The 26,789-nt window shown below is 70.5% G+C and carries 26 protein-coding genes and 2 tRNA genes; 16 read left to right on the top strand and 12 right to left on the bottom strand.

Annotated features, from left to right (window positions below):
- Positions 1-14: 14 nt before the first annotated feature.
- From N4G66_RS11095 to N4G66_RS11060, 8 genes are all read right to left on the bottom strand, one after another.
- The gene (locus N4G66_RS11095) at positions 15-1,655 is read right to left on the bottom strand and encodes a sensor histidine kinase (RefSeq protein WP_261703844.1); all 1,641 of its coding nucleotides are present in this window, start codon (positions 1,653-1,655) and stop codon (positions 15-17) included.
- Complete coding sequence (locus tag N4G66_RS11090; RefSeq protein WP_261703843.1) at positions 1,652-2,392, bottom strand: response regulator transcription factor; 741 nt, start codon at positions 2,390-2,392, stop codon at positions 1,652-1,654. The genes N4G66_RS11095 and N4G66_RS11090 overlap by 4 nt, the downstream gene beginning before the upstream one ends.
- 188 nt (positions 2,393-2,580) lie before the next feature.
- Positions 2,581-3,534, bottom strand: a complete 954-nt coding sequence (locus N4G66_RS11085; RefSeq protein ID WP_261703882.1) for an amidohydrolase family protein — start codon at positions 3,532-3,534, stop codon at positions 2,581-2,583.
- An 82-nt stretch (positions 3,535-3,616) separates the two neighbouring features.
- On the bottom strand, positions 3,617-3,967 hold the full coding sequence (locus N4G66_RS11080; RefSeq protein ID WP_261703842.1) for an antibiotic biosynthesis monooxygenase family protein: 351 nt from the start codon (positions 3,965-3,967) through the stop codon (positions 3,617-3,619).
- Between the two features lie 147 nt (positions 3,968-4,114).
- Positions 4,115-5,011: a DUF2797 domain-containing protein gene (locus tag N4G66_RS11075; RefSeq protein WP_261703841.1), complete on the bottom strand. Its 897-nt coding sequence runs from the start codon at positions 5,009-5,011 to the stop codon at positions 4,115-4,117.
- Between the two features lie 264 nt (positions 5,012-5,275).
- Entirely contained in the window at positions 5,276-5,917 is a 642-nt protein-coding gene (locus N4G66_RS11070; RefSeq protein WP_261703840.1) for a hypothetical protein, read from the bottom strand.
- A 388-nt stretch (positions 5,918-6,305) separates the two neighbouring features.
- Positions 6,306-6,971 carry a YdcF family protein gene (locus N4G66_RS11065; protein WP_261703839.1) on the bottom strand — a complete coding sequence of 222 codons (666 nt, stop codon included), beginning with the start codon at positions 6,969-6,971 and terminating at the stop codon, positions 6,306-6,308.
- Positions 6,968-7,777, bottom strand: a complete 810-nt coding sequence (locus tag N4G66_RS11060; RefSeq protein ID WP_261703838.1) for a GntR family transcriptional regulator — start codon at positions 7,775-7,777, stop codon at positions 6,968-6,970. The genes N4G66_RS11065 and N4G66_RS11060 overlap by 4 nt, the downstream gene beginning before the upstream one ends.
- A 403-nt stretch (positions 7,778-8,180) precedes the next feature.
- On the opposite strand from N4G66_RS11060, the gene N4G66_RS11055 reads away from it, so the two are divergent.
- The 14 genes from N4G66_RS11055 (at position 8,181) to N4G66_RS10990 (ending at position 18,074) form a co-directional block, all read left to right on the top strand.
- Complete coding sequence (locus tag N4G66_RS11055; RefSeq protein WP_261703837.1) at positions 8,181-8,360, top strand: hypothetical protein; 180 nt, start codon at positions 8,181-8,183, stop codon at positions 8,358-8,360.
- A 94-nt stretch (positions 8,361-8,454) separates the two neighbouring features.
- Entirely contained in the window at positions 8,455-8,724 is a 270-nt protein-coding gene (locus N4G66_RS11050) for a DUF6284 family protein (RefSeq protein ID WP_261703836.1), read from the top strand.
- Positions 8,721-9,611, top strand: a complete 891-nt coding sequence (locus N4G66_RS11045) for a DUF2637 domain-containing protein (RefSeq protein ID WP_261703835.1) — start codon at positions 8,721-8,723, stop codon at positions 9,609-9,611. Before N4G66_RS11050 ends, N4G66_RS11045 begins: the two co-directional genes overlap by 4 nt.
- The gene (locus N4G66_RS11040) at positions 9,611-9,991 is read left to right on the top strand and encodes an RRQRL motif-containing zinc-binding protein (protein WP_261703834.1); all 381 of its coding nucleotides are present in this window, start codon (positions 9,611-9,613) and stop codon (positions 9,989-9,991) included. The genes N4G66_RS11045 and N4G66_RS11040 overlap by 1 nt, the downstream gene beginning before the upstream one ends.
- A 29-nt stretch (positions 9,992-10,020) precedes the next feature.
- Positions 10,021-10,233: a hypothetical protein gene (locus N4G66_RS11035; RefSeq protein WP_261703833.1), complete on the top strand. Its 213-nt coding sequence runs from the start codon at positions 10,021-10,023 to the stop codon at positions 10,231-10,233.
- Between the two features lie 2 nt (positions 10,234-10,235).
- Positions 10,236-10,553 carry a hypothetical protein gene (locus N4G66_RS11030; RefSeq protein ID WP_261703832.1) on the top strand — a complete coding sequence of 106 codons (318 nt, stop codon included), beginning with the start codon at positions 10,236-10,238 and terminating at the stop codon, positions 10,551-10,553.
- 83 nt (positions 10,554-10,636) lie between these two features.
- Positions 10,637-12,754 carry an ATP-binding protein gene (locus N4G66_RS11025; RefSeq protein ID WP_261703831.1) on the top strand — a complete coding sequence of 706 codons (2,118 nt, stop codon included), beginning with the start codon at positions 10,637-10,639 and terminating at the stop codon, positions 12,752-12,754.
- A gap of 204 nt (positions 12,755-12,958) precedes the next feature.
- On the top strand, positions 12,959-13,426 hold the full coding sequence (locus tag N4G66_RS11020; protein WP_261703830.1) for a hypothetical protein: 468 nt from the start codon (positions 12,959-12,961) through the stop codon (positions 13,424-13,426).
- Between the two features lie 86 nt (positions 13,427-13,512).
- Positions 13,513-14,427: a bifunctional DNA primase/polymerase gene (locus N4G66_RS11015; protein ID WP_261703829.1), complete on the top strand. Its 915-nt coding sequence runs from the start codon at positions 13,513-13,515 to the stop codon at positions 14,425-14,427.
- Positions 14,424-14,855, top strand: coding sequence for a hypothetical protein (locus N4G66_RS11010; protein WP_261703828.1), 432 nt, complete (start codon positions 14,424-14,426; stop codon positions 14,853-14,855). Before N4G66_RS11015 ends, N4G66_RS11010 begins: the two co-directional genes overlap by 4 nt.
- A complete protein-coding gene (locus tag N4G66_RS11005; RefSeq protein WP_261703827.1) occupies positions 14,852-15,997 on the top strand; it encodes a DUF3631 domain-containing protein in 1,146 nt (381 codons plus the stop codon). Before N4G66_RS11010 ends, N4G66_RS11005 begins: the two co-directional genes overlap by 4 nt.
- Positions 15,998-16,163: 166 nt before the next feature.
- Positions 16,164-16,379 (top strand): helix-turn-helix domain-containing protein, encoded by a 216-nt coding sequence (locus tag N4G66_RS11000; protein ID WP_261703826.1) that lies wholly within the window; start codon positions 16,164-16,166, stop codon positions 16,377-16,379.
- On the top strand, positions 16,379-17,650 hold the full coding sequence (locus tag N4G66_RS10995) for a tyrosine-type recombinase/integrase (protein ID WP_261703825.1): 1,272 nt from the start codon (positions 16,379-16,381) through the stop codon (positions 17,648-17,650). Before N4G66_RS11000 ends, N4G66_RS10995 begins: the two co-directional genes overlap by 1 nt.
- A gap of 184 nt (positions 17,651-17,834) precedes the next feature.
- Entirely contained in the window at positions 17,835-18,074 is a 240-nt protein-coding gene (locus N4G66_RS10990) for a hypothetical protein (protein WP_261703824.1), read from the top strand.
- Between the two features lie 153 nt (positions 18,075-18,227).
- On the opposite strand, the gene N4G66_RS10985 is transcribed toward N4G66_RS10990, so the two are convergent.
- Positions 18,228-18,300, bottom strand: a tRNA-Arg gene (locus N4G66_RS10985).
- A gap of 238 nt (positions 18,301-18,538) precedes the next feature.
- Positions 18,539-18,629 (bottom strand) — tRNA-Ser (locus N4G66_RS10980).
- A gap of 157 nt (positions 18,630-18,786) precedes the next feature.
- Here N4G66_RS10980 and N4G66_RS10975 point away from each other — a divergent pair.
- Both N4G66_RS10975 and N4G66_RS10970 read left to right on the top strand, forming a co-directional pair.
- The gene (locus N4G66_RS10975) at positions 18,787-19,380 is read left to right on the top strand and encodes an SSI family serine proteinase inhibitor (RefSeq protein ID WP_261703823.1); all 594 of its coding nucleotides are present in this window, start codon (positions 18,787-18,789) and stop codon (positions 19,378-19,380) included.
- 347 nt (positions 19,381-19,727) lie between these two features.
- Positions 19,728-23,888 (top strand): hybrid sensor histidine kinase/response regulator, encoded by a 4,161-nt coding sequence (locus N4G66_RS10970; RefSeq protein WP_261703822.1) that lies wholly within the window; start codon positions 19,728-19,730, stop codon positions 23,886-23,888.
- Between the two features lie 417 nt (positions 23,889-24,305).
- On the opposite strand, the gene N4G66_RS10965 is transcribed toward N4G66_RS10970, so the two are convergent.
- Together N4G66_RS10965 and N4G66_RS10960 are read right to left on the bottom strand one after the other, a co-directional pair.
- Positions 24,306-25,949, bottom strand: coding sequence for a long-chain fatty acid--CoA ligase (locus tag N4G66_RS10965; RefSeq protein WP_261703881.1), 1,644 nt, complete (start codon positions 25,947-25,949; stop codon positions 24,306-24,308).
- Between the two features lie 112 nt (positions 25,950-26,061).
- Positions 26,062-26,655 carry a SigE family RNA polymerase sigma factor gene (locus N4G66_RS10960; protein ID WP_261703821.1) on the bottom strand — a complete coding sequence of 198 codons (594 nt, stop codon included), beginning with the start codon at positions 26,653-26,655 and terminating at the stop codon, positions 26,062-26,064.
- Between the last annotated feature and the right edge of the window lie 134 nt (positions 26,656-26,789).

Here is a 26,789-nt window from a genome sequence, read left to right as displayed (position 1 = left end):
GGGAACGACTCTCGTCAAGCGCCCTGTTGCACCCATGTGGTGGCGCTGTGCTGTGCCTGTGAGTGCGGTTGCCACGATGTTTCGAGCGCGAGCGCGGGCAGATGCAGGGTGAACACGGTCCTGCCGGGAACGCTGTCCACGGTCACCGCACCGCCGTGCGCGGCCGCGACGGCCTGCACGATGGCGAGCCCGAGACCGGTCGAGCCGGAGGAGCGCGAGCGCGACGAGTCGCCTCGCGCGAACCGCTCGAAGACGCGGGGCAGCAGATCGGCCGGAATACCGGGTCCGTCGTCCTGGACGTCCACGCACAGCCATGGCCCGTGCCGGTGCACCCGTGCGGTGACGGTCGTCCCCGGTGGGGTGTGCGTGCGGGCGTTCGCGAAGAGATTGACCATGACCTGTTGCAGGCGCGCGGCGTCCGCCGACACCAGCGCGGGCTCCTCGGGCAGTTCGAGCCGCCAGTTGTGAGCACGCCCGGCAGCCCGTGCGTCGCTCACGGCGTCGATCACCAAGGGCACGAGGTCGGTCTGCTCGTACTGCAACGGGCGCCCGGCGTCGAGCCGCGCGAGCAGCAGCAGGTCCTCCACCAGCCCCGTCATCCGGCTGGCCTCGGACTCGATCCGCCCGAGGGCGTGCCGGGTGTCGGGCCCGGTCTCCTCCCTGCCTCGTCTGGTCAGCTCCGCGTACCCGCGGATGGAGGCCAGCGGCGTCCGCAGCTCATGACTGGCGTCCGCGACGAACTGCCGGACGCGCATCTCGCTCTGCTGCCGCGCGTGCAGCGCGCCGTGAATGTGGTCGAGCATGCGGTTCAGGGCCGCCCCGACCTGCCCGACCTCGGTGTGCGGATCGGACTCGGACTCGGAGACCCGCTCGTAGAGCGTGACCTCCCCGGTGTGCAGAGGGAGTTCGGAGACACGGGTGGCGGTGGCGGCGACCTTGCGCAAGGGGCGCAGGGCGAGGCCGACGATCACGCTGCCCGCGATGGTGGCGGCGATGAGACCGGCGCCGGTGATGCTCGCCTCGATGAGGATGAAGTTGTTGATCGTGTTGTCGACCGACTCGGTGGGCAGGGCGATGTAGTAGCTGCCGTGAGGACCGGTCATATACATGACGTAGTACTGGCCCAGGTCGGGGATGTCCACGGTGTGCGCCTTGCGGTCCTGGGCCACGGAGGCCAGCCCGGCCTTCTGCGCGGTGGTGAGCGGGACCGCCCGATTTCGCGGGAATACGTCGCTGTCGCTGGACCCGTCCGCTGAGACGACCGCGTTGTCGATTCCGCCGTCGGTGCCGACCTCGGCCGCTATGGTCTTCGTCTGGGTCGGACCCATGGTGACAAAGGCGTGGAGCCGGTCGCCGCTGGAGGAGCTGTCGGCGGAGCCCGCCGAACCGCCGCCGTTCGAGGTGCCGGGATCCTTGCCTCCGTCGCCCGGGTTCGCGCCCCGCGGGTTGGGACCCGAGAGCCGCTGGCCGGCGTCGGTGATCTGCGATTTCAGCTGCGCGTACAGATGCTGGCGCAGCGCGATGGTCGTCACCGTGCCGATCACGGCGCAGACCACGGCGATGAGCGCGACCGCCGAGACGACGAGCCGCGTCCGCAGGGTGCGCGGCTGTCGTCCTCGCCTCTTCTGCGCTCGCGGCCGTCGTCGTCCGCTCATGAGACGGCGGGCTTGATCAGATACCCGGCCCCACGCCGGGTGTGGATCATCGGCTCGCGCCCGGCGTCGATCTTGCGCCGCAGATACGAGATGTAGAGCTCGACCACATTGGCCTGCCCACCGAAGTCGTACGACCACACACGGTCGAGTATCTGTGCCTTGCTGAGCACCCGGCGCGGATTGCGCATCAGGAAGCGCAGCAGCTCGAACTCGGTCGCCGTGAGGTGGATGTTGTCACCGCCCCGCGACACCTCGTGACTGTCCTCGTCCAGGGTGAGGTCCCCGACGACCAGCACGGACTCGGACCGCCGGTCGGCCGCGCCCGAACGCCGGATGAGACCGCGCAGCCGGGCCACGACCTCCTCCAGGCTGAACGGCTTGGTGACGTAGTCGTCGCCACCGGCGGTGAGGCCGGCGATCCGGTCCTCGACCGCGTCCTTCGCCGTCAGGAACAGCACCGGGACGTCGGGCAGCTCCCGGCGGAGCCGGCCGAGCACTGTCAGCCCGTCCATGTCCGGCAGCATCATGTCGAGAACGACGGCGTCGGGCCGGAACTCGCGCGCGGTCTGCACCGCGCCCGTCCCGTCACCCGCGCTGCGGATCTGCCAGCCCTCGTAGCGAAGGGCCATGGACAGCAGCTCGGTGATCGACAACTCGTCGTCCACCACAAGCACCCGGACGGGGCTCCCGTCCGGCCTCAGCAGTTCGGTGCGCCCCTGGGGCGAGGTCGTGGTCATAGCGGACACCTTGGTGGGCGCCGCTGAGAGCATCCTTTCCGCAACCTGTGAATCCCCTGAGAAACACACAGGTGCCTCTCAGGGAACTCCTGGGAAGATCACGCGGCTCCCGGGCAGAGGCCCGGCGCCCGCGCCCTCCTCCTGCGCCCGCCCCGCTCCCGTCCCCCGCCGACGCCGGCCCGCCGACGTCAGCCGCGGCCTTCGCTGCCTTCCCGGCCGAAGAGACGTGCGCCGTTCTCGTAGCAGACCGCCCGCAGCCAGTCGTCTCCCAGCCCGAGCCGTTCCAGCGCGCGCAACTGGTGGACGTACGGGTACGGGATGTTCGGGAAGTCGGTGCCGAGGAGCACCCGGTCCCCGAGGTCCGCGAGCCGGGGCAGCAGTTCGCTCGGGAACGGCGCGAGCCGCTCGCTGAAGTCGGTGAACGCCATGGTCGTGTCGAGCCGCACCTCGTCGTAGTGCTCGGCGAGGCCGAGGAAATCCTCGTACTCGGGCATCCCCATGTGCGCGAAGACGAACCGCAGTCGGGGATGCCGTCCGAGGACGGCCGCGACCGGTCCCGGCCCGGTGTGCTTGCCGGGCGAGGGCCCCGATCCGCAGTGGATCACGACAGGGATACCCGCCTCGGCGAGCAACCCCCAGGCCGGATCCAGGAGTTCGTCCCCCGGGTCGTACGCCCCCACCTGTATATGCGCTTTGAAGACACGCGTCCCCGCCTCCACCGCCTCGCGCACGTACCGCTCGACGCCCGGCTCGGGGAAGAGGGTGGAGGTGTGCAGGCAGTCCGGGGTCCTGCGGGCGAAGTCGACGGCCCAGGAGTTGAGCCACTCGGCCATGCCGGCCTTGTGCGGGTAGAGCATCGCGGTGAAGGTTCGTACCCCGAACTCCCGGATCAGCGCCAGCCGTTCGTCCTCGTCCGCGCGATAGGTGATCGGCCACTCGACGCCGCCGGTGAGCTCACCGAGCCCGTCGAAGTAGTCCCAGACCTTGCGCAGCACCCGCTCGGGCATGAAGTGCGTGTGGACGTCGACGAGTCCGGGCAGCCCGAGCCCCTCCCAGAAGCCCCGCACTTCCCGTGCTTCGTCCCGCACCACCACGGCTCCGTCGCCCGGCACCACCACGGCTCCCTCGCCCGGCACCACCATGGCCTCCTCGCCCCGCGCCTCCCGGGGCGCCCGGCTCCGCACCCCGTCACGCGTTTCCCCGGCGCCGCCCGTGCCCTCCCGCTCAGTCGCGGGCACGCTCGTACCCGTGGCTCCGCTCGACCTTGGCGATGTGCAGGGTGTACCGCTCGTACCACTCGGCCCGGCCGCGCCGCTGTGCTGCCCGGTGCTCGGCATGCGCACTCCACTCGTTGATGGCGTCCTCGTCCCGGAAGTACCCGACGGTGATGGCCAGTCCGCCCGGCGTCCGCGCGTGATCCATCCCCAGGTAGCCCGGGATCTGCTGCACCAGCTCTTCCATCCGCTCGGCGGTCTCCCCGTACCCGGCGTCGTCCTCCATCCGTACGGAGGTGAACACGGCGACGTAGTAGGGCGGCTCATGGGCTGCGACAGGCGCGTGAGGGTGATCGCTCATGTCCGACACTCTCCTTCCGGGCGTCCCCCGTCGTCCAGCAACTTTCCGAACGGGATCCGAAAGGGATCGAAGTCTTGACCATGCGAGCCCACGGTCCACCCCCTCAGCCGGATCGGCCTCACCTTCGTCCCCCTCACCCGGCCCCGCTCAGAAGAGCCCGTCCTGAACACCGGCGTCCGCCGCCCGCGTCTCCCGTACGGGAAAGGTGATTCCAGAACCCCCGTTCCCACCCCTGTCCCCGTCCCCGACGCCGGTCAGGTCCCAGCCCGTCATCAGCCGGGTGTCGAGAACGACGACTCCGCTCCCTGTGCGGAGATGGAGATCGGGACCCGCGGCACCGCACAGCTCACCGTCGATCGAGCCTCCCGCGACCAGTTCGCGCACGACCCCCCGCGCGGGCGGAAGTCCGGCGAGTCCGAACACCTCCGTGTGGTCGACGGGTTCGAAGGGGGCGCGCCGGAGCGACTCCGGCCAGCCGTCCAGATCCCCGACGCGCGCGTGCAGCTCCCGGATCTCGGCGACGCGTTCCTCGGGCCCCGGCAGCGCCGCCCGCACCGCCCGCTTGTCGGCGTACGGAATCCGGTCCGGCACCTTGAGCGCGGCCCGCAGCAATTCCTCGGCGCGGCGCGCCGCCATCAACGGCCCCTGCCCCAGCCGGCTGAAGGTGACGGCGCCCTGCTCCAGAAGACGCGCGGAACCCCGTTCGACCCGTGTGATCCCCACCTTCACCAGGCCGGGCCCGAACCACGCGAGATACACGTTGTACGGCCGCGGATCATCGGCCAGCGTGTCGGCGGCCACGGAGTGCGCCCGGTCCAGCCGCGCGCACTCCTCGCACCGCGCGCCCGTACCGCGCGGCGACACGACGGCCCGCACGGGACACGCGTGCCCCCGCGCCCCGACGCACGTCCGCGCACTCCCGTCCACAACGCCGAACGCGACCCGCCGCCCCGGAACCAGCGGACTCCCCCGCCCCCCGCCCCACACCAGCACGGGTCCGTCCCCCGACCACCGCAACCCCGAACACGTCCACGCCTGCCGCACACAACGACAGTAGAGCCCTCCACTGACAAACCCGCCGACCAGCCGGAACGCCCACGGCACCGATGCCGGCCGGGAAGGGGACCCCGGAAAACGCAAGAGGCCCCGGATTTCTCCGGGGCCTCTTGCTTATGTGCACTCGGCAGGATTCGAACCTGCAACCTTCTGATCCGTAGGCGCGTGCACGGTCGTCGCGAACCTTTGACCCCCAAGCTCGTCCATCGAGAGACGGACGCCGCCGTGCGCGGTTGTGCGCTTCTGTTGATGTCAGCGGTTGATGTCAGAAACGGGCTCTGGGGTGTCCCCGGCCTCAACAGCCTGGGGGGCAGGGTCCGCGGAGCCAGCTTCACTGGCGCCATTGCCGATCTCAGCAGCCAGCCTGCGGGACTCTTGCCACAACTGCCACATCGTGGACACCCGAAACGGAATCACTTGCAGGGCCAGAGTCCTGACGACAGGAGCTACGACCAGCATCGCCATTCCAGCGCCGGTGGCCACAATGCCGAGGGCAGCAAGATCGGGACTGGCAGATGGTTCTGGCTGTCCAAGCCACCACACCATGCGGATCTCGGTGACGACCATCAAGCCAGCCGTAACACACCACCAGATTCCGACCAACATCGTCGCGATGAACTTGCCGCCCATGAAGGCGGATAGCACTCGGACGTTAGCGAAGCGTACGTCGTCCCTCGCTACGCGTTCGATATGGCTCCTGACCTCCGCGCGGGCGTCATCGGTCCACTTGCCGCCACCGGGGACAGTTCTGACAGCTTCGATGAAGGGCGCAGTGATTTCCGCCCACCAGGTGCGTGTCTGCTGCTCGAAGGCCCGCATCTCAACGACAGCCGCCAGCAAGATCACAGGCAGCACTACGGCGATGGATTCGGCGTACGTCTCGCTCATCTGCATCGCAACACTTTGGCAGTGACTGGCGGGCCCCGTACGTGAAAGTGCACAGATCTTGGCGTTTCAATGTCTTGATAGGGATTCCTGTCTACGACTCCGCAGGAACGGCGACGGCCCGCACCCGTCGATGCGGGCGGTCGGTATGGGCGGAATCATCTGAGGGGGTGGGCTGTAGTGCTGAACCCAACCTGGGCTGGGGCGGTGAACGGCGCCTCCGCGGTGACGGTTACGCCACACTCGCTTTCGAGGTCTGTTCGTGCTGCTCAGAGCATGATCCAGGGCTGTTCACTCCCGTTCATTCCCATACTCTCGCCCGGCTCGCGGACTGCCGTGAACGGCTCCGGACGGGGGTGAATGAGACGGAAAGTGAGACGGGAGCGTCCCGGCATCGTCAGGTCTGATCTGCGGTTTCCGGCACAAGTCGGCTCGTGAAACCGTGGTCGCGCAGCCTCTCGTACGCGGCCCTGATGTCGTCGGGAATCTCTTGTTCGATCATGAACCCCTGCCGGGGGTAGATCATGAGGCGCTGCTGAGCACCGACCAGCATGTCGACGACAAGACGCGCGTTCCCGATCGAGTCGACGTAGTCGGGAAGCGTCATGGGGGTGGAGACGCACACCCACTCGACACCGGGCCACAGCTTCCGAGCGGTCGCGTACGCGCGCCGTTCTTCGTAGGGCTTGCTGACCAGTAGGACAGACGAGACGGGCACGTGCCGCTCTTCGAGGATCGCGCGAGAGAAGCGGATGTTCTCGCCCGTGTTCCGCGCGTTCGGCTCCACAAGGATCGCGTCCGCTGGAACCCCCAGCTCTACAGCGCGCTCCCGGTAGTGCTCGGCTTCGCCGCGCGGCATCCGCTCTTGGGTCGTACGGCTGGTTGCTCCGGTGAAGACGATGACTGGGGCCATGCCCCGTCGGTAGAGGTCCGCCGTCGTATCGGCCACCCCCAGATCGTGACTGCCAAGACCGATCGCCACGGAGCAGGGGCGGGGCTCATGGCCCATCTGCTGGAAGTCCCAGAGCTTCTGAGTGTCGGACCATGCCTGAGCCGAGATCACTTGCTCTCGCCCTCCACCTCTGTCTTCGCCGAGTCGGGCACCTTGAAGTCGTACGACCATGCGAACCGTGTGGCCGCGTGCACCCCGATGGCGAACTCAACCACGGTTCCGTCAGCCGTGTACGTGGTCCGGTGCAGCTCCACCACCCACTCACCCGGGGAGAGCTGGAGAAGCTGAACCTCTTCGGCCGTGGGCACGCGAGCGAACAGTTCCTCGGTCATGTGGTCGATTTCGTATCCAGCGTCGTACAGGACGCGAAACCCGCCGCCTCGCCCGGCCGGACCCGGAGCCGGGTTCACGATGCGGGTTCCTTCTACGTGCTCGGGCCGGTAGTAACTGGTCAGAGTGTGAGTCGGCTGAGTGCCCTCTTTCACCAGGCGGGCCCGCGCGTACACCTCGGCCCCCTCGGGCAGGCCATGAGCGGCAGCAACCGCGGCCGGCGCCTTGACGCGGCTGACGGTCTGGGTCTGCTCGTTCCGGTCGTACGAGCGCCCGGACGCCACCCGGTCGGCGATGAACGCGACTTCGTCACCGTCCCGCCACTTGGCTTTGTCGTACCGCGTGATGCCCAACCGCTTCAGCGGGGGCTTGGAGCGCACGACCGTGCCGTGGCCGCGGGTCATGGTGACGAGCCCCTCGGCTTCCAAAGCCTTGTAGGCCCGATGGACCGTTTCCTTCGATCCCTCACCTGCCTCTACGAGCTCCCGGATCTGCGGAAGCTGCTGGTCAGGCCCAATGTTGCCGCTCCTGATCAGCCCGGCATACCGGTCCGCCAGTTCCCGCCACTTTGGCGCTTTCGCTGCCACGTCGACTCCTTCCGACAGCCTCAAGTGAAGCACACAGTCCTAGGACTATTGACAGTCCTAGGACTGCGGTGCATTCTCATCTCAGGCCGCTCGCAGTCCTAGGACAGCGAACGGAAGGGAGTCTTCTTTGGATTCCCTTCGGAGCCTTGTCGGTTCGGGATTGCTCGTGCAGGTGGGGCCCTGAGCTGGTCGTTCCTTGAGAACTCAACAGTGGACTGACGATCTACCGCCTGTCCTCCGGACAAGAAGGCGGTCAGCGCGGCCAAGGCCCGCGCACTCTTCGACCTCTTCACGGCGCTTGTTCGCGCTGTGGCCGGTTGCCTCCGCTGCTCGTCTCGTACGAGCAGCGGTGCGGGGAGCCGTGAGAGAGCTTCACCCCATCAGTCGAGAGGACTGACTGTTCATGGACCGTCTGAAGAAGGCCGCTGCCGAGCACCGCCGTGCTGCCGCTGTCCAGCGTGAGCGCGGTCGTGACGCTGCGGCGGACCGGCACGAGGCCCGTGCGGATGCTCTGGAGTCCGGTCGGGTCATCGACCGCACCGACGACGTGATCGGCATCTTCCGCGCGGCGTTCCGCCGCTGACCTCACAACCCACCATCCACAACGGCGTGCGGTCCCCGGGTTGCCCCCCGGGGACCGCTTCGGGCCGTACATCTTCTAGGGAGACCACGACCCAATGAACAACATCGTCACTGTTCAGGAAGCTGTTACCGCGTTCGCCGACTTCATGGAGCCGACGGCCGCGGAGCTGGACGCGATCGAGCGGGAGATGCCGCTCATCACGGCGGACATCGACCTGTTGGACGCGCAAATCGTCACTCTTGACCGCACCCCGACGGAACTGGACGCGCGGCGTATCCGCCGGGCCCACCGCCGGGTGCTGGTCGCCCGCCGCGAGTTGGCCAACCGGTCCGCCGGCGCGAGCACGAGCGGTGGCGCGGCATGAGCCTGCACCGCAAAGGCAGGACCGCTCTCGTGCTGGCCCTGGTCGCCGTGGTCGCGATGGCGTTCCGGGTCTCGTGGAACGCGTTGCGGGACATCGCGAACGCGGTCGGCGCGGACAACACGGCCGCGACGCTCTACCCGTTCGTGGTCGACGGCCTGATGGCCCTGGCCCTGGTCGCCACCCTCGTGCTCGCGGGCAGGGACCGGACGTTCGCGTTGCGGGTGCTGGGCACCTACACGCTCGCCTCACTGGTCCTCAACTACGTGCACGGCCTCGTGCCCAAGCTGCACGACGCCCAACTCGACTGGACCCGCCTCGCCGACTGGGATCCCGCCAACTGGGCCCTGGTCCTGCTCGCGACGTCACTTCCGGTCGGCTCGATCTACTTCGGTTCCGACCTGGTCGCCAAGGTCCTGCACCACCGTCCCGCCCCGATTCCGGCGTCGGACACGAATGCGGAGAAATCTACCGAGATCGCAAGGAATCGGTCTACGGCTGACCTCCCGGTATCGACCCCGGCACCCGCCCCGGTACTCCCGGTGCGGATGCCCGACCCGGTGACGGTCGACTTCCTGAAGTCGACCCCGCTCGCCAAGCCGATCCCGACCCCGGCGCCCGCTCTGCTCGCCGCGACCGAGCGCCGTCCGGTCGCGGCGGAGTCGACCCGTACGCGCCGGGCGACGGGACGAGTCCCGGAGGTGGCCCGATCGGCACGGCCCCGCCGGACGGCGGCTCAACTGCTCGATGAGGCCCGCACCGCAACGGCCGATTGGTCGGACGGGCAGGTCACGGCGGAGGGCATCCGGCGCACGGTCCGCACGTCGCCGGCAAACGCCCGGATGCTGCGCGACACCCTGCTCACCGAACGCGCCGCCAACACCGCCTGATGGGCGGCTCGCTCGGCAAGTGCTTCGACCCGAACGGCGCCCGCTACGGGATACCGACGTTCCCGTGGCGTCTCGCCCCGGACGGGTTCGCCACACGCCGGCAGTTGCGGGCCCGGGGGCTGCGTCCGGGCGGGCAGCCGATCGCGGCGCAGGTCCTGCGCCCGCGGTATCGGCGCGGCCCGCTGGTCGCCTACCTGTACCGCGTCGACCGGGCCAAGCCCGTCCGCCCGATGACCCCGGGCCGGCGGGCCGCGCTCGCCAAGGCGATGCTCGCGCGCCGCACCTGCCCGCAGTGCCGCACCGACGCCGGATACGTCATCCCCGCCTCGCTCGGGACCTGCGTGCCCTGCGCCTACCCCGAGGACCAGCGCACCGCCTGAACACCCCGACATCCCCGAGGAGTTCCGCTGTGACCAGCACGATCGATTACGCGTGGCACGCCTGGGTGACGGTGCCCGGCGAGGGCCGCGCGTTCGCCCACGGCACCGTCACCGTCCCCGTCTCCTTCTGTTGGGACCGGGTCACCCGCGAAGTCGCGGCCTGGCTCGGCTCCCAGGGAGTGACCGGTCGGCTCGACGACATCCACCTCATCTTCGCCCCGCACGCCGGAAGGACGGCCTGACCATGTCCAAGCCCGACACCCGCCGCCTGGACCGCGCGATCCGCGAGACGAACCGCAAGCTCGACGCCGTCCGCCGCGGCGAACTGTGGCCGCTCACCGGTTCGGAGCGGCGCGCGATGCTCGCCGCGCTCGCCGGCGGCTCCTACCGGGTCATGCGCGGCAAGAGCACCGGCCGCGCCGACAGCCGGATCGAGTCCGTCTCCACGTCGGCCGAGACGCGGCTGATCGCGGAGATGACCGCGTTGCAGATCGAGCGGCAGCGCATCGTCACCGAGGCCGCCCGCGCCAAGGCCGCCAAGAAGTCCTCCGGCTGGTGGTAGCCCGCACCCGCGCCACCGGCCCGCACGGCACTTCCCCTATCACTTTCACCCCGGACACGGGGCAGTCAGGAGTGTCTCCAACTATGAGTGAGAACGTCGTTCACCTGCGCAAGAACACCGACCCGGCCGCCGAGTCGGCCGCCGTGACCACATTGACCGTGGTCCCCGAACCGGCACCCGCGCCGCCCGTGCCGCTGTGGGTCCGCTCCGGCCGCGCGATCCGCACGGCGGTCACGCACGAGACGACCAAGACGACCGCCCGGGCCGTCGCCCGGCACACCCTGTACGTCGCCGGCGGGGCGAGGATCGCGGCGAAGCGGACGTGGGACGGGCGGACCGCGTCCCGGTACGAGCGGATGTTCCGCGCGGCCGAGGCCGCGGGGAACTACGAGGTGGCCGCGGAGTGGGAGGAGCGGGGGCAACACTTCCGCGAGGCCCGCCACCGGCGCCGCATGGACCTGCTCCACTCCCCGCTCGACGCGGCCAAGGGCGCCGCCGTCACCGCGGGCATGGGCGTCGGGTCGCTGGTCGCGCTCGGGGTCGTGATGGCGATCGCGACGAAGGACGTCACGCAGGTCGTCACACCGTTGATGGCAACGATCGAGTTCATCAACCTGCTGATCAGGATCGTTCAGGTGGTGTGGGGTCCTGCCCTCTCGATCGGTCCGTTCCTGGCCCTGCTCGCCTTATGGGCGGTGGGGAGCAGGCAGCAGGCCGCACCCGCCTGGGCCCTGCCCGACCACGTCCGATCGAGCGAGGGGGAGCCGATCACCCCGTCGATCGTGGTCAAGGCCCTGCGCGACCTCGGCGTGCCCGCCCTGCGGAACGCGATCAAGGACATGGGGGACGCGGGCGCGTCGATGCTCGGGCCGATCCGGATGGCCGGATGCGGCGTCGAGGTCGACGTCACCCTCCCGTCCGGGGTGTCCACGATCGAGGTGCAGAACCGGCGTCGGAAGCTCGCGGAGAACCTGACCCGGCACGAGCACGAGGTGTTCATCACCATCCCCACCGCGGCCCGCACGGTCCGCCTGTGGGTCGCCGACTCGGGTGCGCTGGACGAGCCGATCGGCCCGTCGCCGCTGGTCACAGACGAGACGATGACCGCCGACTACGCCAAGGGCCGTGCCCCGTGGGGTGAGGACCTGCGCGGGGATGCTGCGGCCCTGTCTCTGTTCCAGCGGCATCTGTTGATTACGGGTCTGTCGAACCAGGGGAAGACGGCCGCGCTGCGGTCGCTCGCGCTGTGGCTGGCCCTGGACAGGTCGGTGCAATTCCTCATGGGCGATCTGAAGGGTGCCGGGGACTGGCGGATGTTCGACGGCGTGGCCACGACGCTGATCGAGGGGCCGACCGACGACCACGTGATCCAGGTAACCGAGATGGCCGAGGGCGCCGTGGACGAGATGAACCGCCGTCTCCAGGCCCCGCCCGGCACCAAGTTCCCCGCGCTGATCGTGATCGTGGACGAGGCGCAGGTCGCGTTCATGTGCCCGGCCAAGGATGAGGACAAGCGCCCCTACGGCGGCGCCAAGGCCAACTCCCGCTACTTCATGGCCGTCCGCAAGATCCACAACCAGGGCCGTGCGGTCAACGTCCTGATGTGGCAGGGCACCCAGGACCCGACCAACGAGAACCTGCCCAAGCTGGTCCGCGAAGGCGCCCACACCCGCGCCTCCCTCGCCCTCGGCACCGAGCAGCAGGCCCGCATGGCCCTCGGCGACAAGGCCGTCGACGGCGGCGCTGCGCCGAACCTGCTGCGCCCCGGGCTCGACAAGGGCACGGTCGTCGTCGCCTCCGACGGCATCGCCATCCCGGCGGGGCAGGCGTCCATCACGGTCCGCACGCACTACATCGACACCGACGAGGCGACCGCCATCGCCGACCGGGCCAAAGCCCTGCGCGACGGGGTCACCACCCTGACCGTGATCGAGCAGGGCGAGGAGCGAGACCCGCTCGCCGACATCGCCGCCGTCCTCGGCGACAAGCCGCGGCTGAAGACACAGGACGTCCTCAAGCGGCTCACTGCGCTGAACGAGGACGCCTACGGCGACTGGTCGTTCCTGGACCTCAAGCGAGTCCTGGAGGACGCCGGCGCGGAGCCCTACAAGTCCGACGGCCGCATGGTCGTCGCCGCCGAACGCGTCGCCCGAGCACTCACCAACCGCGACACGGACGGTTCCGCTTTCGCCGGCGGATGACAGGGAGCCGACCCGTTCCGGGTCAGGGAGGCAGGGAGAACTCCCTAACCGCCTCCCTGACCCCCCTCCTTGGCCCTGAGCTGCACGAATGATCCATCAGGGAAGCAGGGAGGCAACCCAGGTCAGACCCCGAAAACCCCCTCCACAGCCACCCCGCAAGGGGGCGGCTCCGCCTCCCTGACCGAGCACCGGAAGGGATTCCGCATGTACCCCGAACACCCCACCGACCACCGCCCCGCGACCGCCGTGGAAGTCCACAGGCCCGTTCCGCTCGCCCCCGCCGCCGTGGCACCGGCGCCACTCATACCGGTGCAGCCGGGCAGCGTTCCGGCGGTAGCGAGCGTGGTCCTGCCCGACGGGCGGGTCGTCACCGGCTACGCCATCAACCCCGTCCAGCCGGCACCGCTCGCGGTCAAGCCGGCCGTCTCCCGGACAGCCGTGAACATCGCCCTCGGCGGCGTCGGCTTCGCCGCGGTGTGCGGCGGGCTGTTGCTGCTGACGACGTTCATCGCCGCACTGACCGCGCTCATCACCCAACTGATCACCCTCGCCGCCGTCATCTTCGGCGGATGGATTGCCATGCAGATCTTCTCCGCGTCCGGCCCCAAGGGCACCGGGACGACGGTCAACATCCGCAAGGCCGTGATCAAGCGCAACCGCTTCTACAGCTAGCTACGCCAAGGGCGGCCCCCACTCCGCCAAGAACCGGGGCCGCCCTTGCTCACCAGCAACTCATCAAGGAACTGGAGACATCCAGCATGACGCAACTGACCGACAGTCGGCGAGGGCCCTTACTCGCCGCAGCTCTGACGGCCGCGGAACGCGGATGGCACGTCTTCCCTCTACGCCCCGGCGGCAAGCTCCCAGCACTGCACGGCGAGCGGACATGCCCCCGCACGGGACCGTGCGGGGAAGGGCATCGGAAGTGGGAGCAGCAGGCCACGACCAACCCGGACCGCATCCGCGCCGCATGGTCGCGGACGCCGTTCAACGTCGGTATCGCCACCGGCCCGTCCGGGCTGCTGGTCATCGACCTGGACACCCCAGAGCACAAGGGCAGTTCGGACGCGCCTGACGGCGCGGCAACCTTTGGAGCGCTCTGCGAGCGCGCCGGTCACGCCGTCCCCGACACCTACCGGGTGCGGACCGCGAGCGGCGGAACCCACCTGTACTTCACCACCCCGCCCGGCATCCGGATGACCAACACCCAAGGCACGGTTGCCGATTCGGTGGACACCCGAGCCTGGGGCGGATACGTCGTCGCCGCCGGCAGCACCACCCCGGCAGGAACCTACGAAGCGCTGTGCGGCTCCGTGGTGGCCCCGCTGCCCTCGTGGCTCCAGAGCATCCTGCAACCCGCCCCCAAGCCCTCTCAGGCCCCTTCGGTGGCCGTAGTGGGGCAAACAAGTCGATACGCGGATGTAGCGCTCGCCGACGAGACGCGGAGCGTGGCTTCCGCTCAAGTCGGTGAGAGGGAAGCGAAGTTGTTCCGTGCCGCACGGGCGTTGGGGCGGTTCGTCGCGTGGGGCGACCTCCCCCGGCACGTGGTCGAGCAGGCTCTTCAGGCAGGGGGCGAGGCGGCCGGACTGTCCGCAGCCGAGTGCCGCTCCACCCTGCGCAGCGCACTCGACTGGTCCATCGCCCACAACCAGACCCGCCGGGCGACGGCATGAGCACCCGCCGGCATCTCCCTCTGAAGAGCATCACCACCACCCCGGACGGGTCGCACGCCGCTCCACAGCCTGTGGACACGGCGGCCGTGGGCGAGTCGAAGGTCGTCGCCCTTCAGGGCGTCCTTTCTGTCCTTCCCCGCTCGAACCGCTTCCCGACGGGCCCGGGTCGCGGCGACGGCGGTGATCCGACGCCGGAGCGGCCCGGTATTCGCATCTACGCCCCGCCGGTCTACCGCCACCACAAGGACGGCGCCCGCTGGTCCACGCGGCACGGCGACACCCCGTCGGCCGCGTTCGCCTGCTCGTGCGGTGAAGCCGTCACCGCGAGCGGGGCCGCCGACGTGGCTGCTCTCGTCGCGGAGTACGCCGCGCACAAGCACTTCTGCACCGGAGCCCCCGCACTCATCGAAGGGAGGGCCGCCGCATGACCGACACCATCGACGGGGCCGCGCTGCTGGACGAGGTGGAAGCCTTCCACCGACGCTTCAACGTCTTCCCGCACGAGGCCGCCTACGTCGCCGTCGCGCTGTGGGACGCACACGCCCACCTGCTCGACTGCTTCGACTCCACCCCCCGCCTCGCCTTCCTCTCCCCGGAACCCGGGTCGGGGAAGTCCCGGGCGCTGGAGATCGTGGAAACCCTCGTGCCCGAACCGATGACGGCCGTCAACGCGTCCGCCGCCGCCCTGTTCCGGTCGGTGTCCGGACCGAACGGCCGGCCCACGATCCTGTTTGACGAGATCGACACCGTCTTCGGGCCCAAGGCGGGAGACAACGAGGAGCTGCGCGGGTTCCTGAACGCCGGACACCGCCGGACCGGGGTCACCTACCGGTGCATCGGCGACGGCGGCAACCAGACCGTTCAGGCTTTCCCCTCGTACTGCGGCGTCGCCGTCGCCGGACTCGGGGCGCTCCCGGACACGATCATGACCCGCTCCATCGTCATCCGGATGCGCCGCCGGGCCCGCAACGAGCGCATCGAAGCCTTCCGCGCCCGGCTCCACGAGGCCGAGGGGCACCGGCTGCGTGACCGGCTCGCCCAATGGGCCGAACACGCCCGCGGGTTCGTCATGGGCGCCTGGCCCGACATGCCCGACGGCGTCACCGACCGCCCGGCGGACGTGTGGGAACCCCTGCTCGCCATCGCCGACGCGGCCGGCGGCGACTGGCCCGAGCGGGCCCGGGCGGCGTGCGTGACGCTGGTGAGTGCCTCCAGGGCCAACGACAAAGGCAGTCTCGGAGTCCGGCTGCTGACCGACCTGCGTGACCACGTCATGGTCGGCATCGACCGACTGCCCACCATCGCCATCCTGGACCGGCTCAACTCCCTGGACGACGCCCCGTGGGCCGATCTGAACGGCAAGCCGCTCGACAACCGGCGGCTGTCGAAGATGCTCGCGGAGTACGTGACGGCCGACACCGAGCCGATCACCTCCCGCAACATCAAGACCGCCGGGAGCGTCCTCAAGGGCTACTACGCCACCGATCTGTACGACGCGTGGGCCCGCTACTGCCCCCCACCCCCGGAAAGTCCGCTACCTCCGCTACCGGGCACCGAAAACCTGACCTGACCTGCGCCAACGCGGTAGCGGCAACCGTCCTCGGTTGCCGCTACCGCCCCGCTACCCATCCGCTACCGCTACCCCTTCCCGCTACCTCGAACAGGCCCCTGACCTGCGCGGTAGCGGCGGTAGCGGAAGTAGCGCCCCTCAGAAGGGGGCCCGAAGGGGCCCCTTCATGTCCCGGAGGTTCGTCGTGCCCACCGTCGCCCCCGCTCCGCCTGAAGCACTCAAGGTTCCCGAGGTCATGCACGCGCTGCGCCTCAGCCGCAGCAAGGTCTACGACCTCTTCCGCTCCAAGCAGCTCGAAAGCTTCACCGTTGGCCGCGCCCGCCGGGTCCCGGTCGCCGCAGTGCGCCAGTACATGCAAGACCGACTTGAGGAGGCCGCCTGATGGCCAAGCGCCGCGCCAACGGCGAAGGAACGATCACCAAGCGCAAGGACGGCCGCTATCAGGCAGCCGCCTACGTCTACCGCCCCGACGGGACCCGGACCCGGAAGTTCGTCTACGGCAAGACCCGCGAAGAAGTCGCGGACAAGCTGACCGAGTTGCAGGAATTGACGCGGCAGGGCATTCCCGCCGCGTCATCCACGATGGCGTTCGGGGACTACCTGACGTACTGGTTGGCCACCGTCGCCCCGGAGCGGCTGAAGCCCGCGACTCTCAACAGCTACGAGGGCCTGTCCCGGCTCTATATCCGTCCCGCCCTCGGCAAGAAGCGGCTCAACCGGTTGTCGCCCACGGACGTACGGCGGTTCCTCACTGAGTTCAAGGTCGCGTGCCTCTGCTGCCTGCGGGGCGCCGATACCCAACGACCGGAGGACAAGCGGGTCTGCTGCGCGGTGGGGCGCTGCTGCAAGCGCCGGCCGTCGGCCCGCACGGTCCAGTACATCCACGCGGTGCTGAGGTCCGCGCTCCAACAGGCGATGCGCGAGGAACTGATCGCGCGGAACGTCGCCCGGATCGTGGAGACACCCACTGTCGTCTCCCAGGAGGTTCGTCCCTTGGACGCGGCAGAGGTCCGGATGCTGCTCAAGGTCGCTCAGCCCCACCGGCTCCACGCCCTGTGGCTGTTGCTCGTGTCCACGGGCTTACGACGCGGGGAGGCACTCGCGCTGACGTGGTCGGACATCGATCTCGCGACCGGAACGCTCCGGGTCCGGCGGAACGTCCAGCGCATCCGGCGGGAACTCATCTTCGGTACCCCCAAGACGAAGCGTTCCGTCCGCACGATCTCTCTGCCTCAACGCTGTGTGCGGGCTCTCTCCGCGCACCGGGAGCAGCAGGACCGGGAGCGCAAGGTCGCGGGGGCGAAGTGGAAGCCGACTCCGGGGCAGCCGGCCGGACTCGTTTTCACCACGGCAACCGGTGGAGTCACGGACCCAAGAGGCTTGAACCGGATGCTCACCATCCTGTGCCGTGACGCTCGGGTGCGACGCGTAAGGGTGCACGATCTTCGGCACACATGCGCGTCCCTTCTGCTCGCTCAAGGCGTCGATGCCCGCACCATCATGGAGACACTGGGCCACAGCACGATCACGATGACGCTGGACACGTACGCACACGTGATGGGGACGACGTTGCGTGCGGCGTCGGACCGGATGGACGACGTGCTTGGCCCTGACGTTTTCCACTACGAAGGGGAAAGCAAGGCCACCAGCTGAGAAGCCTGAGTCTGACCCCGGTCCGAGAATCGGACAGTGCCGCCTCGCCTCAGGTACTCAGCGGCAAACTGTTCGGCCGCGCAGGGAGGAGTCGGGAGTAACCCCTGACGCTCTGCGCAGTTGTCGAGTTGATCAAGTTGGGCGGGCGCGCTCCGCCCGTGAACCGCAACTACGTGGAGGACAAATGACCACCCCCACCGCCGTTCGGCGGACCGCAGTTCGCTCGATGACAGTCGTCGCGCTGGCAGCCGGACTCTTCGCCCTCGGCGTCACCAGCGCCCAAGCTGCCGGCACCCTAGCCCCCCTTGGCCCGGTCCCGGCTCCGGCTCTCCTCGGCAATCCCGCGGATGTCTTGGGCTATCTCCTGGCCAGTCCGACGGGCACCATCGGCTCGGTCCTGCCCAACGGCATCCTCGGCGGCTGAGCCAGCCAATCCAGGGCGGGCCTGCTCCCTTCAGGGGCCGACCCCATGCGCTCGAAGTCAGACACAGGCACTGAGCATTCCCAGGGGCGCGTTGATGTCACCCGCTGATGTCAAAGGCCCCGCCGGTTCAACCGGCGGGGCCTTTGATCTGTGTGCACTCGGCAGGATTCGAACCTGCAACCTTCTGATCCGTAGTCAGATGCTCTATCCGTTAAGCTACGAGTGCTTGTTCTGTTGTGCTTCTGTCTTCGCTTCCCGGGCTTTTGCCCCGCTCGCGGCGACAGGAAGAACATTACATGACTGCCGCCGCCATGTGAAATCCGTTTGCCTCACCCCTTGTGAGCTGGGCAAACGCGCTTCTGGGCCCTCACGAGCACCCTCGGCACCAGCGCGCTCCGCCGCCCTCGCGGACACCCGGAACGCCGAAGCCCCGGTCCAGTGGACCGGGGCTTCGGATCTTCGCGCGGAGGCGGAGGGATTTGAACCCTCGATGGGCTTGAAGGCCCAAACCGCATTAGCAGTGCGGCGCCATAGACCGGACTAGGCGACGCCTCCCGCACAACCGCTCACGCGAGCGCAAGTGGTGCGTGCAGATGATGACACAGACGAGCGCCGTGTCACCAATCGCCCCCTACGGTACTAGGCAGGTGGGCCGCACTGCAAAGCCCCCACGGGCACGCAACCGGGTGGGTCGCCTCGCGTTAGGCAGGTCATGTTGCGCCGACTGCTCCTCACCGCCGCCGTGTCCGCCACCGCCGCGCTCTCGACCGTGCCCAGCGCCACCGCCGGCACCCCCTCCGAGGCCCCCGGGGTGTTCCCCGTACCCATGGCATCTCCCGCCGGACCCTCCGCGGCGTTCCCCTCAGGACCGTCGTCACTGTTCCCCGCCGGACCGTCCTCTCTGTCCGCCGCCGCGTACGGCGTCGCCCTGCCGGCCCTCATGCCCCCGCCGGCCCGCCCCGAGGACTCCGCGGACTCCGCGGACCGGCTGACGGTGACCGTCCACGACGTGGGCGGCGGTGCGGACGGGACGTTCGAGCTGGAGTGCCACCCCGCGGGCGGCAGCCATCCGCACGCGGCGGAGGCCTGCGACCGGCTGGACCGGATGACCACCTGGGGCAAGGACACCTTTGCCCCGGTGCCGCCGGACACCCTCTGCACGATGGAGTACGGGGGTCCGGCCACCGCGCATGTCACGGGAACCTGGGCGGGGCGCCCCGTCGACGCGCGCTACGACCGCTCGAACGGGTGCGAGATCTCTCGCTGGAACGCCCTGATGCCGCTGCTGCCCGGCGCCCGCCCCTAGCCTGCCCGGTCGATCACGGCGGAGACGCGGGGTGCGGCACGCACATCTGCATCCCCCAGGCGCCGCAGGTCCCCCCACCGTGATCGACCGGACAGGCCCCAGCGCGGACCGGGCGAGGACACGGCGACGTCACGGTGATCTCACGGTGCTCTCACGGTTCCGCCGGGTGAAATGCGTGGTCACAGGTTCTACGCCGGTTCTGCGTCTCATATGTGTGCGACCTCCCTCTCATCCGGCATCGCGAGCGCAACCACTGCCCGTAGACTCCCTCGCGTGACACGCCGCGGGCCGGTTGGCAAGATGGCATCCGCGGTCGGCAAGGTGCGGTAACAGGGAGGAAGCGTCTCGTGAGCAGCAGGCCATCCCGAGGCGCTGCTCGCCTCGCAGCCATACTGGACGCGCTGCCCGATGCGCTGGTCCTGGTCAACGCCAACGGGACCGTCGTCAACGCCAACACCATCGCCCTGGAGGCCTTCGAGACCCCGGGCACGGCTCTGGTGGGCCGCGGGCTCCTCGATCTGCTGCCCGAGTTCGACTCCCGGCTGATCCCCGGATCCATGCGGCGCCCCGACACCACCGACGAGCGCGGGCGGACCAAGCCGACCCGGATGATCGCGCGGCGGACCGACGGCACGGAGTTCCCGGTCGAGGTCACCAGTGCGAATCTGGAAGACGGCCAGCAGGCCTACGACCATCACGGACCCACCCCCGACGAGCTGCTCATGCTCGTCGTACGCGACCTTTCGGGCACCGTCGACACCGAGGCCGAACTCGCGCGTTCGCAACGCCAGACCGAGATGATCCTGCGCGCGGCGGCCGAGGGTGTCGTCGGGACGGACACCGAGGGGCGGGTCGTTCTCGTCAATCCCGCCGCCGCCCAGATCCTCGGATACCGGGCCAGCGATCTCGGCGGCAAGGACCTGCACGCCCTGATCCTGCACTCGCGGGCGGACGGCGAGGCCTTCCCCTATACGGAGTCACCGCTCGCCGACACCCTGCGCTCCGGGCGCAAGCACCGGGTGCGCGGGCAGGTGCTGTGGTCGAAGTCCGGGGACCAGGTGCCGGTCGACCTGACGACCTCTCCTGTACGGGACGGGGACCAGCTCGTCGGTGCCGTCATGACCTTCACCGACCGGCGGCCGTACGACACCCTGGTCGAGGAGAAGGACGCGGCCGCCACCCGGCACGCCGAGGAGCTGGAGCGGATCGGCGAGGAGCACGCCGCCGAACTGGAGGAGCTGCGCGAGCGGCACACCGCCGAGCTCACCGAGCTGACCGAGGGGCACGAGGAGGAGATCGCCGCCGGTGACGAGCGCTACGCGGCGCTCGGCGAGCGGGAGAAGGACCGCTACGAGGCACTGACCGCCCGGCACGAGCAGCTGCTCGCCGTCCTCGGCCAGTCGCTGCGCGGGCCGCTCGACCAGCTGCGCGGTGAACTCTCCAAGCTCGCCGCCGACGACGCGGGGCAGCTGTGGCCGGAGGCCAACCAGGTGCTCCACCACCTCTCGGCCGGCTACTCGCGCATCACGACACTCGTCGACAACGTCCTCGGCTACCAGCGGCTGGACGCCGGCGTCGAGACGATATTCCGTACGAACGTCATGCTCGACGCCGTGGTCGCGGCCGGCGTCGACGGGGCCGTCGACCTGATCGGGCCCGGACGCGTGCAGTTCGCCGTGCACGCGCCGCCCATCGAGGCCGAGGTCGACCCGCAGCGTCTCGCGGGCGCCCTCGCCCACCTCATCGCGGACGTCGCCGGAGTCGACGCGACCGGCAACGCGCCGGTGTCGGCGGGCGGTTACATGGACAACACGGTCGTCGTGGCGGCGGCACAGCGCGGCGAGGTCGTCCGGATCGAGGTGCGCGGGCCCTACGCCGGGGGAGACCCGGTGCACGAGCCGATCGTGCGCGGGATCGTGCGCGCGCACGGCGGTGTGCTCCAGACGCACGAGGTGCCGGGGATGAGCGGCAGCGCGTACGTCCTCGAGGTGCCCATCGGGGGCGGAGCGGGTTCGGTTCCGCTCGCCACCGGACCGGCGGTCTCCACCGAGGTCGCCCTTACCGAGCCGACCGCGCAGCAGAGCGGTGGCAGGCGGCGGGCCCGGAGGTCCTCCGTGGACGCCTTCCTGGACAGCGAGGAGACGGGGGAGTCCGGCCCGAACGCCGTAGAGGCGTCCGGTACGACCGCTCCCACCGGGCGTCGCCGCCGGCGTGCCGCCGAGGAGCGGACGACGGGCGAGCTGCCCGTTCCCGCGCAGGAGCAGACGGCCGAGGGTACCGACGACGGCTCCGGCGGGACCGGGCGACGCCGCGGCCGGCCCAGCCCCGCCGAGGGCTCCGGCGACACCGCGTCCGAGGGTGCGCCCGACGGGGTCTCCGAGGGCGCGGTCGTGATGGCGGGCGAGCACGGGGCGGGAACCGCGGCCGTGGGATCCGGGCTGGGCGGGACGGTGCCTCCGCAGGGGGTGCCGGTGCCCTCCGGGCGACGCGCGCGCCGGGACGGCGAACAGAACGCGCTGCCCGCGGCGTTGCCGGCCGCTCCGGCGGCGACGGCGCCGGGCGACGGTCCCGACGGGGACGACGGTGCCACCGACGAAGCGGGCCGGCCGAACGGGCGGCGCCGCCGTGCGCTGGCCGCCGCGGCCGAACGTGCCGCCGCGCAGGAGACGGGCGCCCGTGCGGTGTTCGCGCTGCCGCCGGCGGAGGCTGACCGCTCGCCGGAGTACGTCCAGGCCGAGGCCCAGGCCCAGGCCGCCCAGGCACAGGCCGCTCAAGCCCAGGCCGCCCAGGTCCAGGCCGCTCGGGCGCAGGCCGCCCAGGCGGCACAGGCTCAGGTCGCGCTGGCCCAGCAGCCCGACGGCCGCCATGACGCGATGCTGCACAGCCCCGACGACGATCACACCCCGCCGCAGCCGCACCCCGCCTCCGCCCCGACGGGCCGCCGACGCGCCCGTCAGATCGCCGCCCCGGGCCAGCCCGCAACGGCGGCCGGGGAACCCGGGCAAGCACTCCCCGCACAGGGCGCTCCCGGACAGCCGGTCCCCGCGCTCGGGCAGACGGTTCCGGCGCAGGGGCTTCCCGGGCAAGGGGTCCCGGGCGCGGCCGGCGCCGGTCAGCCGGTTCCCCCCGGGCTGCCCGCCGTCGCCGCGCAGGCCGGTGCCGCGCCCGCTCCGGCGCCCCAGCCCTGGCCCGACGCGAACACCGACACCGGCGTGAGCACCCCGGCCCCCGGCAGGCCGGTGCCCTCCGGTGCCGGTGCGCAGTCCGCGCTCCCGGCGGCGAGCACGGCGGCTCCGGCCCAGCCGGTCCCCGCCCCGCTCCCCCCGGAGCGCCCGGTCCAGCGTGCCGCCCAGCCGCTGCCCGCCGAGGCGGCGCCCGCGTCCGCCCCGGCCGACTCCAACTCGACGCAGGGCCGTGCCATAAGCGTGCGCACGCTCGGCCAGGGCGTTCCGTTCGCCCGCCAGGTCGCGGCGGCCCAGCCGGGCGGCGGCGTCCAGGCGCAGACGCCTCCCCCGCACGGGACGAACGGCGGGGGCCGCCGACGCAAGCTCGGTACTCCGCCCGAGCCCGTCGTCGAACGCGCGGAGACGGCAGCGCGCTCGCTTCCGCAGGGCGGCCAGCCGGGTGCCGGACCCCGGCGTCCCGGCACCACCGAGGGCGCCGGACGGTCGTACGCCATAGGAGCACCGGACGAGAACGCCGCCGAGGGCCCCGAGCCGCTCGACGGTCCCGGCGGTGCCGTCGAGGTCGCCGACCAGCCGCAGCCGCGGCCCGTCGACGACGAACTGCCCCCGGAGCCGCTGGACAACCCGCGGCGGCTGCTCGTGTGGCCGGCGCCCGACGCCACCACCCAGCAGGCGCTGAGCGACCGCGGCTACCGGCCCGTCATCGTGAACTCGCGCGAGGAGGTCGACGCGCAGATCGCCGCGTTCCCGGCCGCGCTGTTCGTCGACCCGCTGACCGGCCCGATCACCCGCACGGCGCTGCAGTCACTGCGGCAGGCCGCCGTCGCCGCCGAAGTGCCCGTCCTGGTGACGGCCGGACTCGGACAGGCGACGCGCGAGGCGGCGTACGGCGCCGACCCCGCCGTACTCCTGAAGGCGCTCGCGCCCCGCGACTCCGAGCAGCACCCGCCGCGCGTGCTGCTCATCGAGGAGCACGCGGAGATCGCGCTCGCGCTGACGGCGACGCTGGAGCGGCGCGGGATGCAGGTCGCGCGTGCCTCGACGGACGAGGACGCCGTCACCCTGGCCGCGCAGATGCGGCCGAACCTCGTGGTGATGGACCTGATGCAGGTACGGCGCCGACGCGCCGGAATCGTCGACTGGCTGCGGGCGAACGGGCAGTTGAACCGCACACCGCTCGTCGTCTACACCGCCACCGTCGACCCGGCCGAACTGCCGCGGCTGGCCGCGGGGGAGTCGGTGCTGTTCCTCGCCGAGCGTTCCACGAGCGCCGAGGTGCAGGACCGGATCGTCGACCTGCTGGCCCGCATCGGCACCAACTAAGGGCTGTCCCGTAATCCCCGGTGGATCGGCGCGCGGCGTCAGATGCTGGGGCCCCTCCCACGCCTTTCGGGCTGTGGGGGAGCATCGCAAGGCGGAGGGTCGTCCTCATACTGGGCGTATTCGGGCGATCCGACAACGCGGCGTGGGGGTCCCCCCTGCTCGAAGAGCTTGGGGGAGTGCCGTAGCTGTCGTCGTGCGCCCGCCGGGGATTACGGGACAGCCCTTAGGTACGGACGCATGGCCGGTCGTCGTCGCGCAGCCGGTCGTACGTGCGGCCGCGACCGCCCGGCCGTACGTTGCCGTCCACGCGCCTGTACGTCCATGAACCGCGCGTGCGCCGGGCGGGGAACCCTGGGGCTCCCCGCCCGGCGCACGTGTGATGTTCCCCGGGACCGGCCGTAGCCGGTCGAAGGCGCGTCAGAGCTTGGTCACGTCCAGGCTGCCCTCCGCGTACTTCTTGCGGATCACCTTCTTGTCGAACTTGCCGACGCTCGTCTTCGGGACCGCTTCGACGATCGACCAGCGCTCCGGGAGCTGCCACCTGGCGATCCTGCCCTCGTCGGCGAGGAAGGCACGCAGCGTCTCGAAGTCCGCGGTGGAACCCTCCTTCAGGACGACGGTGGCCAGCGGCCGCTCGCCCCACTTCTCGTCGGGGACGGCCACGACCGCGGCCTCGGTCACGTCCGGGTGGGACATGAGGGCGTTCTCCAGGTCGACCGAGGAGATCCACTCGCCGCCCGACTTGATGACGTCCTTGGCGCGGTCGGTGAGGGTCAGGAAGCCGTCGGGGCTGATCGTGCCGACGTCACCGGTCTTGAGCCAGCCGTCCTCGCTGAACTTGTCGGCGGGGCGCAGCGGTTCCGCGCCGTCGCCGCCGTAGTAGGCGCCGGCGATCCACGGGCCGCGGACCTCCAGCTCACCGGCGGACTCGCCGTCCCACGGGAGCCGCTCGCCGCCGGGGCCGGTGAGGCGGGCCTCGACGCCCGCCGGGAAGCGGCCCTGGGTGAGGCGGTACGCGAACTCCTCGTCCGTGCCCTCGGCGTGGGCCGGCGGGCGGGCGATGGTGCCGAGCGGGGAGGTCTCGGTCATGCCCCAGGCGTGGCAGACGCGCATGCCCAGCTCGTCGAAGGCGGTCATCAGCGAGGGCGGGCAGGCCGAGCCGCCGATCGTCACCTGGGTGAGGGAGGAGACGTCCCGGGGCTTGGCGGTCAGTTCGGCGAGCAGGCCCTGCCAGATGGTCGGGACGGCGGCGGCGTGCGTCGGCCGCTCGCTCTCGATCATCTCGGCGAGGGGCGCGGGCTGGAGGAAGCGGTCCGGCATCAGCATGTTGATGCCGGACATGAAGGTCGCGTGCGGCAGACCCCAGGCGTTGACGTGGAACTGCGGGACCACGACGAGGGTCGTGTCATGGTCGGTGAGCCCCATCGACTGGGCCATGTTCACCTGCATGGAGTGCAGGTAGATCGAACGGTGGGAGTACACGACACCCTTGGGGTCGCCGGTGGTCCCGGAGGTGTAGCACATGGCCGCGGCCTGCCGCTCGTCGATCTCCGGCCAGTCGTAGACCGTCGGCTTCCCGGCGATCAGCTCCTCGTACTCGTGCACCCGCACGCTCGCCCCGTCGAGCAGCGAACGGTCACCGGGCCCCGAGACCACCACGTGCTCGACCGTCGGCAGGTGGGGGAGGAGCGGCGCGAGCAGCGGAAGCAGCGAGCCGTTGGCGATGACCACGCGGTCGGCGGCGTGGTTGACGATGAAGACGAGCTGCTCGGCCGGGAGGCGGAGGTTCAGGGTGTGCAGCACGGCGCCCATGGAGGGGATCGCGTAGTACGCCTCGACGTGCTCGGCGTTGTTCCACATCAGGGTCGCGACGCGCTCGTCGCCCGTCACACCGAGGTCGTCGCGCAGGGCGTGGGCCAGCTGGTTCGCGCGCTCCCCGGCCGCACGGAAGCTGCGGCGGTGCGGCTCGCCCTCGCCGGTCCAGGTCGTGATCTGCGACTCTCCGTGCACCAGCGCCCCGTGCACCAGAATGCGGGTCACAGTCAGCGGTACGTCCTGCATCGTGCTCAGCACGGCGTCCTCCCGGGGGCGACATTGCCTACGCGGTAGTAATGGGTTGCGCTGATTCTGCTCACATACCGCGCGGTATGTCACTAGGCGCAGGAATGATCGATCACCCAACGGCCTGCTCGGCGGCCGGTCGGGGCGTTTCCTGGCGTACGGGGATCAGCTCGGGGTCCTCGCGCAGTTTGCCCAGCGCGCGGGAGACGGCCGACTTGACCGTGCCGACGGAGACCCCGAGGACCTCAGCCGTCTGAGCCTCGCTCAGATCCTCGTAGTAGCGCAGCACCACCATCGCCCGCTGCCGCGCGGGCAGCTTCGTGATCGCCCGCCACATCGCGTCGTGCAGTGCCTGCTGCTCGGCGGGGTCGGCGGCGGGCAGCCCCTCGGGCTCCGGCAGCTCCTCGCAGGCGAACTCGTCGACCTTGCGCTTGCGCCACTGCGACGTCCGCGTGTTCAGCAGAGCGCGCCGCACGTAGCCGTCCAGCGCCCGATGGTCCTCGATCCGGTCCCAGGCGACGTACGTCTTCGTCAGCGCCGTCTGCAGCAGGTCCTCCGCGTCGCTCGGGTTCGCGGTGAGTGACCGGGCGGTGCGCAGCAGCACGGGCTGGCGCGCCTTCACGTACGACGAGAACGACGGGTACGAACGGGTCCTCGTCGCCCTTGTGGCGGCGTCCGAGGCGCTCGTGCAGACGAGTGTGGTCATGGCTCCACGCTAGGTTCGCCCCCTCATCCGGCGGATCGGCCGCAGGTCCCGAAGCCATGTCCGCCTCAGGTTGTAGAACTGGGGCGGGCCCCACTCCTGAAGGTGGACAAGCGGGGCCCGTCCTCTGAGGGTTC

This window comes from Streptomyces rhizosphaerihabitans, assembly GCF_025399795.1.
GTDB lineage: Bacteria > Actinomycetota > Actinomycetes > Streptomycetales > Streptomycetaceae > Streptomyces > Streptomyces rhizosphaerihabitans.
Note: the sequence above shows the minus strand (reverse complement) of the source record. Positions and strands in the feature narration are given on the sequence as shown.